Origin of the sequence: Streptomyces turgidiscabies Car8 (genome assembly GCF_000331005.1) — a bacterium.
Classification (GTDB): domain Bacteria; phylum Actinomycetota; class Actinomycetes; order Streptomycetales; family Streptomycetaceae; genus Streptomyces; species Streptomyces turgidiscabies.
The window spans coordinates 34,582-49,787 of sequence record NZ_AEJB01000681.1 but is presented as its reverse complement, the minus strand read 5'-3'; the positions used below and the strand labels follow the sequence as shown (position 1 = coordinate 49,787).

The following is a 15,206-nucleotide window of genomic DNA, read 5'->3' as shown; positions in this document are numbered from 1 at the left end:
CGAAGATCGCGCGCTGGACGCGAAAGTAGTGCCGAATTTTTCGGCAAAGCATCGAGATGCTGACGCCAACCTGCCTCAATCGCTTGATCCACCATGCGGTAGCAGGAACGGCGAAGAGGATGGCAATCGCTGCGAGGCAGACGAATTCCACGCGTGAAAACATGAGCCCTACCCAGGGACGTGACGGAGGGCGCTCGGCTGCCCTCGTCAATGTCAGGCAGCCGGAGCGTGATAGTTGGTTGTGATCGGCATGGAACGATCGCAGCCGGGCGCGCGAGGAATCCTGGGGGCAGCGAAGCGAATCACCCCGCATGGCGACATTGCGTGCGGCGGCGCTGGCCCTGTGGCGTCGAAGTGGCGAATACCGAGGAAAGATTCGACGACTCGAACGAGTTGCTGGATGGAAAGATCAATCGCATCGAGGAAGAGACGCAACTCCTCGATCAGGTCAAACGAGCCAAGGCCAGTGAGATTGATCTGCTGAGACGCGTCGCTCTGTACCAACCCGGAGGTGATCGTGGGAAGCTTGTTGTCAGCCTCGGATGTCGACAACAGGGCAGTGCTTGGCACTGCTGAGTGAGTCAGTACCTCGTGGAAGGATTCGATAGCCTTCCGGAGTTCGAGCGTGGTGGCCAACGACGCCCAGGCAACAGCGGCTCTCGTCTTACCCGCGCCAGTGCTCGTGATGACAAGTCGGTCGCCCCGGGCGAGGTGCTCCATGATCACACGCTTGACGAACATGCTCTTGCCGGTACCTGGTGGGCCTGTAACCAGAAGTGTCGCGCTGTCGAGGCTCCGCCATGCTTCAAATGCCAGGGCCTGTGCAGGAGTTGGGGAGCAGATAGCCTGAGGGACACCTGACGTCGTGATCTCAGGCACCTCCCCAAGAATGTTCACGCAGTAAGCGTAGACGTTCGTACCGTTGAGCGAGGCCATTCGTCCGAATCGTCGCTGGCGGACGAGAGCACGGGTTGATCGACATGCGCGATCATGTCTGTAGGGCGCGGGGGCGCACCCGAGCTGTGAAGGACCCCCGCCGTGGGACGCCCCGACAGAGCCGCGCGTGCGGCCATCGCGCGCCGCCGCTCGGACGCCATCGATCTACGCCTCGCCGGCGTGGACTGGTTGACGATCGCCCGCAAGCTGGCAGCCGACCCGGCCGTCAACTCCGACGGCATCGCCTACCCGCAGGGGTACGGAGTCGAGCGGTATCGCAAGAACCAGGACCCGCCCACCAACGAGGCCCTGATTCATACCGCCTGCCGGGACGTCCGCACCGCACTGGCCGACCGCCGCGCCGAACTCAACGATGATGTCGACGAGTTGCGTGCACTGGAAGCTGACCGCCTCGACCGGCTGTTCTTCGTCGCCTACAAGAAAGCCGTCCGCGACCAGGACCTCGCCGCCATCGACCGCACCCTGCGGATCATGGAGCGCCGCGCACGGTTGCTCGGCCTCGACATGCCCGTCCGAGCGGAACTGTCCGGCCCGGACGGCGGGCCGGTCCAGGTCGAGAACGTGACCGTCGACGAACTCGACGCCCTGATCGCGCTCACGGATCTGGACGGCGAATGACCCCGCGCGACCACGAAAGCGTTATCGCTCACTACAGGACCCTTCCGCCAGCGCAGCGCCGCACCATCGCACGGGCCGCATCTCCGACGCTGCGTGCGGAGCTGGCCCGCGTCGAACGCCAACTCGCCATGGATCGCTCGCCAGGTGCGCTCGCCGCCGTCCTCACCGGCGGACGCGAGATGCAGGCCCCGCACCTGGACCTCATCGACCAGGCGTTCATCGACATGGCCGCAGGCCGATGCGACCGCGTCATGCTGACCATGCCCCCGCGGCACGGCAAGAGCCGGCGGGCCTCTCGCTGGGCGCCCCTTTGGTACCTGCGGCGCAACCCCGGCCACCGCATGATGATCGCCAGCTACTCCGCTGACCTGGCCGACGACCACGGCCGGTGGATCAGGGACGCCATCAACACCTGGGGCGACGACCTCGGCATCCAGCTCAAGGCAGGAAGCCAGGCCGCCAACCGCTTCGACCTCGTCGGCGGCGAAGGCGGCCTCCTCGCGGCCGGTATCGGCGGCGGCCTCACCGGGCGCGGCGCACACATCGCTATCGTCGACGACCCGGTCAAGGACATGGCGGATGCAGACAGTCCCACCATGCGCAAGCGCGCCTGGGACTGGTGGACTTCCGTACTGCAGACCCGACTCGAACCCGTTGGTGCCATCTGCCTCATCCAGACCCGATGGCACGAGGACGACCTCGCCGGACGCATCCTCGCCACCGAGCGCGACGCCTGGCGGGTCATCGACCTGCCCGCCATCGCTGACAGCTCCGATGATCCGCTCGGCCGCGCCCCTGGGGAGGCGCTGTGGCCCGAACGCTTCGACGTCACCCATCACGCCAAGACCCGCAAGCGAGTCGGCGAACGCGTATGGGGCGCCCTCTACTTGCAGAAGCCTCGGCCGCCGGAGGGAGGCGTCTGGAAGCGGGAGTGGATCGAGACCGCCCGCATCAACGCCGTCCAGTTCTCCGGCCTCGACATGGCGCGCATCGTCGTCGCCGTCGACCCCGCTGGCGGAGAGTCCACCGTCGGAGACGAAACAGGCGTCATCGGCGTCGGCCGCGACTTCGACCGGCAGCTGTACGTCCTGGCTGACCGATCCGGCTCTATGGGCGCCAACGACTGGGGCCTGGCCGCTTGCCGTCTCGCGCTCGAACTCAAGGCCGACGCGATCGTGGTCGAGAAGAACTACGGCGGCGACATGGCTCGGCAGATCGTCACCCAGGCATGGGAGCAGCTGCGCCGCGAAGGTGTCACCCAGGGGCTCCTGATGCCCATGATCCTGGAGGTCACCGCCAAGGTCGGCAAACGCCTACGGGCCGCCCCTGTCGCCCAGCTGTACGAACAGCAGCTCGTGCACCACGTCGGCGAATACCCCGAGCTGGAAGGTCAGATGGTCACCTGGGTCGAGGGAATGGACAGCCCCGATCGCATGGACGCCGCTGTCCACGGACTGACCGAACTGGCCGACCCCGACCAGCTCGACACCCTGCCCACCGACACCGATGACGACCGCTTCGACGGCCGCCGCTGAACTGGCGAGGGCAGAGGTACGACCGAAAACGGCCCCAAGAGGAAACTGCCCAGGAGGATATGACCGCGGTGATGAGGCTCGTTGAAATTGTCTCTATCATCCGTGCGCACCGGTAGGGTCGGCGGCGTCGGAGCGAGGAGGAAAACCATGGCGCTGACTACGTCGCTGGCTGGCCGGGTCCGGAACACGAGCCTGCCGAAGAGTCATGCCCTCTTGCCGCTCCATGAGGCTGTCATTAACGGGATTCAGGCGATCGACGCCCGATTCGGTGACGATGTCGGGCGTGGCCGTCTGATCGTCCGGATCCAGCGCAGCTCACAGGAGGAACTCGACTTTGGTCCCGCTGGTCCTGGTCGTATGGCGCTGAAGCCCATTGTCGGCTTCAGCGTCGAGGACAACGGGGTGGGCTTCACCCCGGAGAACATGACCTCGTTCGAGACACTGGACAGCGACCACAAGGCCGCCATCGGCTGCCGTGGCGTGGGACGTCTGCTCTGGCTCAAGGCGTTCGACAGAGTCTCGATCCGCAGCGCCTATGAGGACGAAGCCAGAGGCTTCCATCGACGGCAGTTCCGGTTCTCCGTCGAGGGGGAGGTCGAGCCGGGCGGGGAGGTGGACGGCCTGGGCGATGTCGGCACGATCGTGAGCCTCGACGGGTTCAAAAAGCCCTTCCAACAGAGCGCGCTGAAGACCGTCGAGGCCATTGCTCGCGAGACGTTCGAGCACTGCATCTGGTACTTCCTCCGCCCAGGCGGCGCGCCCGACATCACGGTGACCGACGATGGCGAGACCGTCTCGTTCAACGACCTCATGGACGACTTTGTGTTCTCCGAGATGCCGAGGAGCTCAATCGACGTCAAAGGTGAGAAGTTCGACATGGTCAACCTCCGCCTCAAGTCCTCGACGCGCAATCTGCCGCGACTGCACTGGTGCGCCGCGAACCGCGTGGTCATGGACGAGAACCTCACGAGCAAGGTGCCGGGGCTACACGGACGACTCAAGGACGAAGCGTCTTCCCCGTTCACGTATGTCTGCTACCTGTCTTCCGCCTTCCTGGATAACCACGTCCGCTCCGACCGCACGGCCTTCGACATCGCCGAACGCGTGCCGGGCGCGACGCTGATCGAAGACGTATCGCTGGACGACATCCGCGAGGGGGTGCTGAAGGAAGTCGAGAGGATCCTCGCCGGCCCGCTCAGCGCAGCGCGCGAGGAGGGCAAGGCTCGCGTCAACGAGTTCGTGAGCAACCGTGCGCCGAGGTACCGGCCCGTCCTGTCGCGGCTCGAGCCGCTCGGCGTGACCGTGGATCCTTCCATCAAGGACCACGACCTTGAGCTGTTGCTGCACGGCAACCTACAGAAGCTTGAAGCCACTGCGATCGCCGAGGGTCAGGCTGTCTTCGCCGAAGACGGCTCCGCTCAGCCCGAGGACTACGCCGAACGGCTCGCTCGCTATCTGGACATGGTGAAGGACATCAACCAGTCCGACCTGGCCGCGTACGTCTCGCGCCGGCGAGCGATCCTCGACGTACTCACCAGACTGATCAGGTCCGACGACCAGGGCAGGTACAGCAGGGAGGACGCCATCCACTCGTTGCTCATCCCGATGCGGACCGACTCGAACGAGATCGGCACCGACGCCTCGAACCTGTGGATCATCGACGAGCGGCTTGCGTTCCACGACTACCTCGCTTCCGACAAGACGCTCAAGAGCATGCCGATTACAGGATCCGATTCGACGAGGGAGCCCGACGTGCTCGCGACTCGGCTCGTCAGCTCCCCGGTGCTCGCTGCGGAGGGCGAGACGCTTCCGCTGCCTTCCATCGTTGTGATCGAGGTCAAACGGCCGATGCGCAACGACGCGTCAGAGGGCAAGGATCCGATCCAGCAGTGCCTGGAGTATGTGAAGCGTGTGCGCGCCGGTGGCGTGAAGACCGCATCGGGGCGGCAGATCCCCGAGACGCATGAGGCGCCCGCTTTCTGCTACGTCGTCGCCGATCTCACACCGACGATGGTGGATAGGTGCAAATATGCGAGCCTGCGGCCCACCCACGACGGGCTCGGCTACTTCGGTTTCAATGAGCCGTATAAGGCATACATCGAAGTGGTGAGCTTCGACCGTCTCGTCAACGCGGCCACCGAGCGGAACCGAGCGTTCTTCGATAAATTGGGACTTCCGTCTAGTTGATCAATAATGGAGCTATTTCCATTTCATGCAGCCTCATCACCCGTGCCTTGTCTGAAGACTCGCCGATCTATGGACCATTCCTCTCAACACGCAGTGGCTCGCCAGCCACCAGGCGTTCAGCGATGTCCTGTGCCTCCGGGAACGCCGACGACGTCAGCCGCAGCCCGGCGTGGGCCGTTACCGTGGCAACGCGCTCTGCCAGTTCCCTGTGTTCTCCGCCCGGAACGCTGCTGAGGTTGAGCGAGAGGCAGACCCGCATGTCGTGACCCTGCGAGACGAGCACCGGGTCCTGTGGGGGAGTACAGGGAATCGTCGCGTCGGTCAGCGCGTGGACGACTTGGTCCCGTAGTTCGGCCGTGCTCCGCTGGTCGACCTCGCGTGTCGCGGCGTAGATCGCATCGCACAGCGCATTGGCAGCGGGGACTGCCGCGCTGACGGAGATGGTGAACGGCCCCATGGAGACGGTGTCGGTGACCGAGTCGTAGCCGAAACTCCAGAAGCCGCGGGCTACATCCCGCGGGTCAGCGCCCTTGCGGGCGTCGGCCTGGGGGCCGAACTTGCCCATACCGCGAGCCCAGTCCTCGAAGTGAGTGAGGCCGTCACGGACGTGCTTGATGTTCGGCAGGGCGTCAAGGAAGACCTGCTCGGCGTTATCGAGTGCGGTGATCACCGTGGGATCCATGCCGAGGTCCTTGAGGGCGATCCGTTCGAGCTTGACCGCGGCGAGGAGCTGGCGCAGGGCGACGACCAGTGTTCGTGCGTCGATCTGCCGGGAGCTGAACCAGCCGACTTGGACGTCGTCACCGTGCATGCGTGCCACGGTCAAGGCGACTGTGGCACGCAGCCAGCTCGATTCCGAGAGTGCGATCGAGTACGGACTGTCCGCTGGGGACCAATCATCCGGCAGGTTGCTGTTCATGACGGAATCTTCGACCCCGGAGCCTTCGGCTGCTCGGAATTTCCGGATCCCGAGGCGCTCGGAGCTGCGGAAGTCCGACGTAGAAGACGTCTCGTAGGCTGGAGGCGCGGCGCGGGGCCGACTGTCGGAGGGGCACTGTGGGCCTGCGCGAGCTGATCACCGACGCCTGGAGTTGGCTGGACTACAAGCCAGCCATGGCTGACCCGCGCCGACCGGGCCGTAACACCTGGGCGGAACTGACCCGCTCCTGGGTGCCGGACGAGGACCTGCGACGCCTGGCCGCCTACCGGCTCCTGGCCGCGTACGACTCCAACCAGGCCGGCCAGTTCGCCGCCGTGACTGGCGATGACAAGGCAGGCATCGAGCGGAGGGAACTCGGAGATGCCTCCAAGTTGGTCGACACGGCGCTCGGCTACCTCCTCGGCTCCCAGCAGGTCATCAGCGTCGCGGGCGCGGAGCACACCGACGACGAGCCGACCGCCGAAGCAGCCGCGGCGCTCGCCGTACAGGACAAGCTGAGGACGTGGGCAGAGAAGGAGCTGCTGCCGCTGCGCCTTCAGCAGGCCGAGCGAACCGCAATTCTGCTCGGCGACGCCGTTTACACCCTGGCCTGGGATCCCGCGAAGGGCCGGGTCGTGCTGCGTACTTGGGACCCGGGCCTGTACTTCCCGGAGTGGCCGGAGGACGGAGAGCAGGACGGCGCCGAGTTCCCCCTGCGCGTTCACCTGGCGTGGGAGCTGCCCGAGGACAAACGGCGCGGGCTCAAGGCCAGGCTTCGGCGGGTCACCTACGAACTCGGCCCGATCGGTCCGGCCAGTCGGCGCGGCGCAGCGAAGGACGGCAGCCCGGCGCGCGAGTACCTGTACACCGACGACGGCGATCCGATCCTAACTAGCGGCGACGCGCGGAACGCCGACACGGGCATCATCACCCGCACCTACCCTTGGGCACTCAACCGGCCCTCCCCGTGGACGTGCTTCCTCACCGACGCGGAATGGGACCTGGACGACCTCACGCATGCCGACCTCCTGTACGACCTGCCGATGCACAAGGCTCGGTACCGAGTCCGCTCGGACGGCGAGGTCCTCGACCGGCTCGACCTGATGGCGGACTTCATACCCGTCGTCCACATCACGAACAGCATCCCCACCAGCGGAGAGCACTGGGGGAAGCCGACCGTGGCCACCGTCCTCCAGGCCCTGGACGAGCTGTCCGCGACCGACACCGATGGTTCGGGCGCGTCGGCCACTACTGGCTCGCCGATCATCGGCCTGGCGGGTGCCCGGTTGCCCATCGACCGAGCGACCGGCCAGCCGCTACCAGTGAAAGTCCGGGCTGGGACGGTGTGGCAGCTCAGCGACAACGGGCGCATGGACGTTCTCGACACGTCGGCCCAACTGGCCGAACTCCGCGCCCGCGTCGACCACATCCTCGACCGGATCGCAGCGAACAGCCGCCTCACTGCCGCCGGCCTCGGCACCCTCGACCCGACCGCCCTGCCGTCCGGGTACGCCCTACAGCTCGCCCTGGGCCCGCTGGACTCGCTCGTTGCCTCCATGCGATTGGTCCGCAGCCACAAGTACGCCGTGTTGCTGCGCATGGTGCAGCGGCTTCACCAAGCCGGACAGGCCGAGGGCTGGCCCGCAGGGGAGTCATTGCCTGCTCGGCTGATGTGGGGCCCGCACACCCCGACCGACCGTGCCGCCGTCCTTGACGAGGTGGTCAAGGGGGTTGGGGCCGGAGTGCTGTCCGTCGAGACTGGCGTACGGATGTTGATTGACGCTGGATACCCCGTCGACGATGCACAGGATGAGATCGAACGCATCCAGTCCCGAGCCTTCGAGGCCGCCGCTCGGCTCGCCGACGCGACGGGGGACAACGCAGCCGTGCGTAGGTACCTCGGGCTGCCCGCGGCTGACTCTGGAATACCAGCGATCCGGGCGGTGCCGCTTGAGCCTGATCTCTCATAAGTAGGGTCAGGGCATGACCAGTACAACTCCGGCTCAGCAGAGGCTTGTTGACCACGCGGCGCTCGCCGCCGATCCGTACACCGTGTACGCGCAGTTTCGCGAGACCGAGCCCGTCCATCGAATCACCGGGACGGACGGGCTGCCCGCCTGGCTGGTGACCGGCTACGACGACGTACGCCAGGCACTGGCCGATCCTCGGCTGTCCCTGGACAAACGCAACGCGGCACCCGGCGGCTACCGGGGTATGGCCCTGCCGCCGGCGCTGGACGCGAACCTGCTCAACATGGACCCCCCGGACCACACCCGCCTCAGGCGCCTGGTGTCTCGGGCCTTCACTCCCCGCCAGATCGAGCAGATGCGCGAGCCGATCCAGCGCACCGCCGACCGCCTGCTGGACGCCATCGCCCCGCAGGAACACGTGGACCTGATCGGCTCGTACGCGGCGCCTCTGCCGATCACGGTGATCTGTGACCTGCTCGGGGTGGCCCCGGCTGACCGGCTCGACTTCCGGGCCTGGACCGACGCCCTCGTCGCTCCCGACCCCGCACAGCCCTCCCAGGCCAAGGAAGCCGTCGGCAGCGTGCTGGCGTTCTTCACCCGCCTCATAGCCGCCAAGCGAGCTGTCCCGGCCGACGATCTCCTCTCCGCCCTGATCGCCGTACGCGACCAGGAGGACCGGCTGAGCGAGGACGAGTTGATGTCCTTGGCCTTCCTCATCCTGGTAGCCGGATACGAGAACACCGTTCACCTGATCGGCAACGCGATCCTGACCCTGTTGCGCCACCCCGATCAGCTGGCCGAACTGCGCGCCGACCCCGCCCGGCTGAGCGCCGCGGTGGAGGAACTGGCCCGCTACGACGGCCCGGTCCCCCTGGCCATCCGGCGGTTCCCTACCGAGGATGTCACCATCGGCGGGGTGACTATCCCCGCCGGCGAGACCGTCCTGCTGTCCCTCGCCGCCGCCCACCGGGATCCGCATCGCTTCACCGACCCGGACCGCTTCGACATCAACCGCGATGCCACCGGACACCTCGCTCTCGGCCACGGAATCCACTACTGCCTGGGTGCTCCGCTGGCTCGGATGGAGACCGAGATCGCCCTGGCTGCGCTCTTCGCCCGCTTCCCCGACTTGACCCTCGGCGTGGCGCCGAGCGAGTTGCAATGGCGGCCCTCAATGCGATCCCGCGGACTACTCGTCCTTCCGGTCCGCACTGCCAATGTGGCTGCGGCCGCCGACAGTGCTTGAGGCCTTATCCGATCCAGAGCACCAAAGGGCATGTCGTTGGCTGGAAGGCGCGAGACGTGAGGCCTGATGGGTGCGGCGCGATGGCTACACTGATCTTTGGCGCGGGGGCGCTGGAGACCTGTGGATGGTTCACGCATGACGCGCCCCTCACTCCCCAACCCCCTCGAACCGATCTCGCCCGAAGACGACTCCAACAAGTCCGGTGACGAGGGTGACGCCCCGAATGGCGGCGTCACGCAGGAAGACCTCTCGCGGCTGCTGGCTCGGGAGAAGACCCAGGGTGGCCGGGCGGCTGTGAAGAAACTGCTCGTCGACCTCGGGTTCGACAGCTCCGAGGCACTGGCCGAGTTCATCACGACGAAGCGCGATGCTGACCAGGCTGCGCTGACCGAGGTCGAACGCCGTGAGCAGGCCGCTGAGGAGAAGCTGAGGTCAGCCGAGACGCGCGAGGCGCAGGCCTTGGCCAAGGAGCGCGCCGCTATCCGGCGTGCTGCTCTCGGAGGTCTCGGCGCGACGGGGGACGACCTCGATGACGCGGTCCTCTTGATCGACCGTGCCCTGCACGACCAGCCCGACGCCGACGAGGCGGCTGTCGCCGCTGCCGCTGAGCAACTCCAGGAGCGACGGCCCGAGTTGTTCGGCCTCGGCCGGGAGACCGTGCCGCCTGCTCCGGGCGGATCTCCCGCCGGCGGCCCGCCGAGGCGCGGAGGCATTCCACCCCGGCGCGGAGCGGCGGGGCTCGAAATGGCCCGGCGGCGAGGGCTCATCAGCGACTGACCACGTCAACGAGACATGGCCGTGGGACCACGCCCCTCAATCCGTGGACGCCCTTCCGGAACCCGGTCGGGCTGATCAGGGACCACGCCCTGGCGCGGCTCGGCCGCCTTCATCTCGTGGACACCGCCCCTTGCAACTCGCGCCGGGTGCGGGAGGAATTCGATCCGCACCCACGAGGGAGACATCGTGAGCGACTACCAGGTCCTCACCACCACCACGACGGTCACCGACGACCGGACATGGCTCGCTTCACTGGACGGCGTCCACGAAGCCCAGACGATCACTGTCGACACCAGCAAGCTGACGGCAGGCACCCACTACACGGCGGGCACGCAGAACCAGCCCCGCCACATCATCAAGTCCGGCATCCCGCTCGGCAAGATCACCGCATCCGGCCTTTACGTGCCCTACAACGCCGCAGCCAGTGACGGCAGTCAGATCCTCGCCGGATTCCTCGTTGCCGAGACCGCGTTCACCCCCGGCTCTGCGAAGACCGCGGGCGCACTGCTGTGGCGCGGCGAGGTGCAGGCGGCGAAGCTGCCCGTCACCTTCGCACCCCCGGCCGCCGCGAACACGACCGCATTCATCCACTACCGGTAAGGAGGCAGCCCCATGGCCCTTGAGAAGCTCCTTGAGGCGATCGTCCCCGAAGACATCCAGGCGTTCATCCGAGCGATCACCACGCCGGAGGACTACCTCCTCACCCGCGAGGTGTTCGCCGAACGGAACATCGACAACGTCAAGTTCCGTACCAAGAGCAGCAAGCGGCGCGTCAACGCGGCGAAGTTCCGCGCGTGGGAAGCCGCGCCGACGCTCGCCAGGCGGCGTGCCGAGCAGGTCATCAACGAAGGCATGCTGCCCTGGGTCGGCCAGGAACTGCCCTTCTCCGAGCTCCAGATCATCCTGGCGGCCGTAGACCGGGGCCAGGACACTAGCGAGTTCCTCGACCTGCTCTACGACGACCTCGAACAGCATGTGGAGGCCACGAAGGCCGCCATGGAGATCGCCGCCGGACAAATGCTGTCCGCTGGGGTGGTGTCCCTGCCTGGAGTCGCCCTGGACGTGGACTGGAAGGTGCCGGCCGCCAACCGGCCGGTGGTGGCGGTGCCGTGGTCCCAGTCGGATGCGGCCACCCCGGTCACCGACGAGCTGGCGTGGATCCAGTACCTGAAGAGCATCGGCGCACCGCGCCCCGAGCGGGTCATCAGCTCGGAGAAGGCGCTGTCGCTGCTCGGGTCCACGGCGGAGTACCGGGCCGCGTTCTACAACTCGCCGTCCACCGAGCAAATTCCGAGTGGGATGCTCGCGCCGGAGGAGGTCAACCGGGTCCGCGCCAAGTACAACCTGCCGCCCGTGACCGCCTACGACGTGCAGGCGTACGACAGCGGCGACAACCTGGTGCGCACGACCCCGGAGTCGATGTGGGCGATGATCCCGCCGCGCCGCGAACAGTGGGGCGAGACCCAGTACGGTCTGACCGCCGAGTCGATCGAGCTGCGCGGCAAGGGAGTCATCACTGCAGAGGAGGCCCCCGGCATCGTGATCACCACCTACGTGCAGACGCGTACCCCCGTCCAGTTGTCCACGATCTCGGCCGCTGCTGCGATGCCCGTGCTGTACGTGCCGGACATCCACATCGCTGCGACGGTCTTCTAACGGGAGCTGGTCATGGCGAAGTTGGCGCGCACGGTATTCCTGCGAGACCCCGAGCAGGGCCCCATCCGGCTGGAAGCGGGGGAGGAGGTTCCCGAGCGGCTCGCCCCGCTCATCCTGAATCCGGCTGCATGGTCGGGGGAGGCTCGTTCTCCGGATGAGGCCACCCCAGACCCGATCGGCACGGACGGCGATGCGGAAGAGACGCCGACCGTGGCGGACGCTGCCTCGGAGCCGGAGCCGGAGCCGGAGCCGGAGCCGGAGCCGGAGCCGGAGCCCGCCAAGACCCCGAGACGACGCGCCGCGAAGACGGCCGGCGCAGGTGTATAGGTAGCGGCACATCCAGTGAGGCTCGGCACCGCCACGGTGTCGGGCCTCACCTCGAAGGACAGGAGCATCTCGTGGACGTCGCTGTACGCGCCTGGCTGCTGGCTCAGCTCGGCCCCACCACCGACACATCCGACCTGGACGCACGCTACGCGCGACTGGCCTCTGCCCGCGCTGTCGCGAACGAGGTCCTGGCCGAACGGCGCGCGAAGCTGCTCGCCGACCCACTCCGCATGACCGTCGACGGCGTGGTCACCCTCGACCAGTCCAACAACCTGACAGGCCTGGAGAGACAGATCGCCTCCCTGGAAGACACGACCGCACCCGACGATCCAACTGGCGCGGACACGCTGGCCATTGCCCCGCTGCAGCCCGCTCACCGCCGGTACCACCACTGGCGGCGATAGTGGCCTACGAATTCCCGCCGCTGACCCCCGGGGATGCGGCCACCGTGGCGGCTCGTGTCGCCGCAGTACTGGAGGACGCTTGGCAGCGCCTCGCCGCCGAGCAGTCCGCCGTGATCGACGCGATCGGCGACAACAGCCGCTCCCGGATGGTCACCGACCGCCTCGCCCAGTTCCAGGCCGCCATCACAGACTTTCAGCGGCGCGTCGATACCGAAGCGAAAGCGTTCGTTGCCCGGCAACTGCCCCACCTGTACGAGGAGGGGGCGCGCGCCGCGGCCCGCACCGTCGGCGGGCAATTCTCGTGGACGCTCATCCACCGTGAAGCCCTGCAGTCGCTGGCCTCGGACTCCTACGCCGACTTCCTGCGCCGCTCAGAAGAGGAGCAGCGCATGGCCGCCCAGTTCTATCGGGCGGTACGGGAGGCCGCACGCCGTGAAGTGCCGCTCCTGGCCGCGGGCAACACCACCGCCCTGCAGGCCGCGAAAGGGTTGGCGGACCGGCTGGCCGTCGAGCATCAGCTGAGGACCGTGATCTATCGAAACGGGGCTCACGTACCGGTGCGGGCGTGGGCGGAGTCTGCGACGCTCGCCAAGAGCGCGGTCGCCTACAACGCGGGCACCCTCAACCGTGCCCGTGAGTCGGGTGTGCAGTGGATGGAGGTGTTCGACGGCGCCGATTGCGGCTGGACCAGCCACAAGGACACCGACAAGGCGAACGGCACACTCCGGACGGTTGAAGAGGCGGGGGCGTGGCCGATCTCCCATCCCCGCTGCCGACGTGCTTTCGGCGCGCGGCCAGACGTCGGTGCGACTGCGGGGCCTGTTCACCGACCTTGAGCGGGAGTGGACGACGTGGATATCCACTGACCCGGACTCGCCCGGCCACATCGACGCCTCCGCATCCTCGTGTATGGCCTGATCTCCGAGGTCAACCAGGGCGCCATCGTCCACGGCCCCGCGCCTCACGGCGCCACAGCCGCGCGGGCGGACGAGCGGGGCAGCGTCGGTGTACGGGCGCAGGATTGGAAAAGTGAGGCTCGTACTCGATACACGCTTGTAGCTCGTACTCGATACATGGTTTCATTGCAGGCATGACCAATATCAGGCTTACCAAGCCGACCATGGCGGTCTTGGGGGTGCTGCTCAACGTGAAGCCTGACGCGCCTGCGTGGGGCCTGAGCATCTGCCGCGACGCCGACCTCGGCCCCGGCACCGTCTACCCAATTCTCGACCGTCTCCTTGAACGCGGCTGGCTCAGGAGCTGGAACGAGGAGGAAGCCCACCCGGGGCGTCCGGCCCGACGCTTCTACGAGTTCACGAACGTTGGGCGGGCCCAGGCGCTGGAAGCATTGGAAGTCCGAAATGCGCGCCGCGCCCGATTCGGCCTCCGACCCACAGGCGGTGTGGCGTGACGACGTCCGGAAGCAATGATCGGCCGTGGCTACGGAAGAGCCGCCTCGGTGATCGCCTGGCAAACCTGATAGAAGGAGAGCTCGGGGAAGGCGCCCGGGGAAGGGTGCTCGCGCACGTGGCAACCTGCCCGAACTGCAAGGGTGAAGCCGCCGACGTGAAGAGGCTCTTCAAGAGCATCACCGAGGTGGAGCCGACGAGGATGGTGAGGAACGAAGATGTCCCAACCGGATATCGCCTCGGCGGCACGGAGAACTCGAAGTGGTTGGTTCGTGTGCCGCCAGCCGAGCCGGCGCGAGAGCCACATGCAGAACGCTGGGCCTCCCTGGCGGCCAAGATCGCTGGAGACCGCCGCGACATGCACACCGCGTGGCTGGCTGACCTCGATGGCCGGGCGGAGGACGGTGTGTCCCTCACGCCGTTGCAGCAGCGGCGGTATGCGCTTGGGTTCCTTGTTGCCGCTATCCGCTTCGTTCTTCGAGACTCTCTCGGTCGCCTGTGGCGTCCCATCGACTGGATCCTGTCCACGCGAAACCGTCGGGAATCCTTCACCGGTGTCCCACCGGCGCTGCTCGTGCTCTACATCGCGAAACACGACGGGGTTCACACCCTCCTGACGGAAGGGTGGGGCTGGACCGGCGGCTGCGGTGTTGCGATGTTCGCTCTGGTCCGCTGGCTCCAGCGAGTGCGTGGGATTGAGTTGGCGGAGGTAGCTCAACCGGAGGGCGAGTAGCGGGCGCGAAGCAGTTTGAAGCCCGCGACCGGGCGAAGCGGAAAGTGACGACCTTGCGGTTGGCCACGTATCCCATCTTGTAGTCCTGGCAAGGCGGACCGCCTGAGAGCACCTCGGGTACTCCCAGGCGGCCCCGGGTCAGCGGCGCTCGAACCAGTAGGCCGCCCCCGCGAGCACGCCGGTCACGGACGCCTTCACTGCCAGGCGCATGAGTTCGTCGCTTGCGGTATCCAGCAGTCGGCGTGCCCGCATCCGGGCGGGGCTCGGCCGCCTGGTCTGCGGCTTCTCGCCGAGCGCGGGGCCATCTAGGTGCTGGTCAGAGTTGCTTTGACAGTGGGAGCCCGTAGGCTCGTTCTCGGTGGAGATGGTGACCTCCTCAGGTCGTCCGTTTCTGCTGTCGAAGTCGGTGGCCTCCTGTTGTGAGCAGGGGGCCGCCGCCATATAGGCGGCGGCACCGAAAGGCCGCCG

General features: G+C 67.0%; 15 protein-coding genes. 13 read left to right on the top strand and 2 right to left on the bottom strand.

Features of this window, described 5'->3' with window-relative positions:
• Window positions 1-213: 213 nt before the first annotated feature.
• Window positions 214-936: a DEAD/DEAH box-containing ATP-dependent helicase gene (locus STRTUCAR8_RS47300; RefSeq protein ID WP_143666456.1), complete on the bottom strand. Its 723-nt coding sequence runs from the start codon at window positions 934-936 to the stop codon at window positions 214-216.
• 102 nt (window positions 937-1,038) lie between these two features.
• Here STRTUCAR8_RS47300 and STRTUCAR8_RS47295 point away from each other — a divergent pair, with 102 nt between their 5' ends.
• The 3 genes from STRTUCAR8_RS47295 (at window position 1,039) to STRTUCAR8_RS47285 (ending at window position 5,297) form a co-directional block, all read left to right on the top strand.
• Window positions 1,039-1,575, top strand: a complete 537-nt coding sequence (locus STRTUCAR8_RS47295) for a hypothetical protein (RefSeq protein WP_006383620.1) — start codon at window positions 1,039-1,041, stop codon at window positions 1,573-1,575.
• A gap of 128 nt (window positions 1,576-1,703) precedes the next feature.
• Window positions 1,704-3,110 (top strand): terminase large subunit domain-containing protein, encoded by a 1,407-nt coding sequence (locus tag STRTUCAR8_RS48625; protein ID WP_234372456.1) that lies wholly within the window; start codon window positions 1,704-1,706, stop codon window positions 3,108-3,110.
• A gap of 147 nt (window positions 3,111-3,257) precedes the next feature.
• Window positions 3,258-5,297 carry a hypothetical protein gene (locus tag STRTUCAR8_RS47285; RefSeq protein ID WP_006383627.1) on the top strand — a complete coding sequence of 680 codons (2,040 nt, stop codon included), beginning with the start codon at window positions 3,258-3,260 and terminating at the stop codon, window positions 5,295-5,297.
• A gap of 67 nt (window positions 5,298-5,364) precedes the next feature.
• On the opposite strand, the gene STRTUCAR8_RS47280 is transcribed toward STRTUCAR8_RS47285, so the two are convergent.
• Window positions 5,365-6,216, bottom strand: coding sequence for a hypothetical protein (locus tag STRTUCAR8_RS47280; protein ID WP_044474119.1), 852 nt, complete (start codon window positions 6,214-6,216; stop codon window positions 5,365-5,367).
• A 137-nt stretch (window positions 6,217-6,353) separates the two neighbouring features.
• Between STRTUCAR8_RS47280 and STRTUCAR8_RS47275 the strand changes: the two genes are divergently transcribed.
• The 10 genes from STRTUCAR8_RS47275 (at window position 6,354) to STRTUCAR8_RS55970 (ending at window position 14,738) form a co-directional block, all read left to right on the top strand.
• Entirely contained in the window at window positions 6,354-8,186 is a 1,833-nt protein-coding gene (locus tag STRTUCAR8_RS47275) for a hypothetical protein (protein ID WP_006383634.1), read from the top strand.
• Window positions 8,187-8,199: 13 nt separating this feature from the next.
• The gene (locus tag STRTUCAR8_RS47270; RefSeq protein ID WP_006383617.1) at window positions 8,200-9,432 is read left to right on the top strand and encodes a cytochrome P450 family protein; all 1,233 of its coding nucleotides are present in this window, start codon (window positions 8,200-8,202) and stop codon (window positions 9,430-9,432) included.
• Between the two features lie 135 nt (window positions 9,433-9,567).
• A complete protein-coding gene (locus tag STRTUCAR8_RS47265) occupies window positions 9,568-10,209 on the top strand; it encodes a hypothetical protein (RefSeq protein ID WP_044474118.1) in 642 nt (213 codons plus the stop codon).
• A gap of 186 nt (window positions 10,210-10,395) precedes the next feature.
• Window positions 10,396-10,809 carry a head decoration protein gene (locus STRTUCAR8_RS47260; protein WP_006383656.1) on the top strand — a complete coding sequence of 138 codons (414 nt, stop codon included), beginning with the start codon at window positions 10,396-10,398 and terminating at the stop codon, window positions 10,807-10,809.
• A 12-nt stretch (window positions 10,810-10,821) separates the two neighbouring features.
• Window positions 10,822-11,865 (top strand): major capsid protein, encoded by a 1,044-nt coding sequence (locus STRTUCAR8_RS47255; protein WP_006383609.1) that lies wholly within the window; start codon window positions 10,822-10,824, stop codon window positions 11,863-11,865.
• A 12-nt stretch (window positions 11,866-11,877) separates the two neighbouring features.
• The gene (locus STRTUCAR8_RS51485; RefSeq protein WP_006383636.1) at window positions 11,878-12,192 is read left to right on the top strand and encodes a hypothetical protein; all 315 of its coding nucleotides are present in this window, start codon (window positions 11,878-11,880) and stop codon (window positions 12,190-12,192) included.
• Window positions 12,193-12,263: 71 nt separating this feature from the next.
• Window positions 12,264-12,596, top strand: coding sequence for a hypothetical protein (locus STRTUCAR8_RS47245; protein ID WP_006383598.1), 333 nt, complete (start codon window positions 12,264-12,266; stop codon window positions 12,594-12,596).
• A 110-nt stretch (window positions 12,597-12,706) separates the two neighbouring features.
• Window positions 12,707-13,432: a hypothetical protein gene (locus STRTUCAR8_RS47240; protein WP_241784729.1), complete on the top strand. Its 726-nt coding sequence runs from the start codon at window positions 12,707-12,709 to the stop codon at window positions 13,430-13,432.
• A 254-nt stretch (window positions 13,433-13,686) separates the two neighbouring features.
• Entirely contained in the window at window positions 13,687-14,007 is a 321-nt protein-coding gene (locus STRTUCAR8_RS51095) for a PadR family transcriptional regulator (protein ID WP_059072848.1), read from the top strand.
• A complete protein-coding gene (locus STRTUCAR8_RS55970) occupies window positions 14,004-14,738 on the top strand; it encodes a zf-HC2 domain-containing protein (protein ID WP_086025890.1) in 735 nt (244 codons plus the stop codon). The genes STRTUCAR8_RS51095 and STRTUCAR8_RS55970 overlap by 4 nt, the downstream gene beginning before the upstream one ends.
• The last annotated feature ends 468 nt before the right edge of the window (window positions 14,739-15,206 follow it).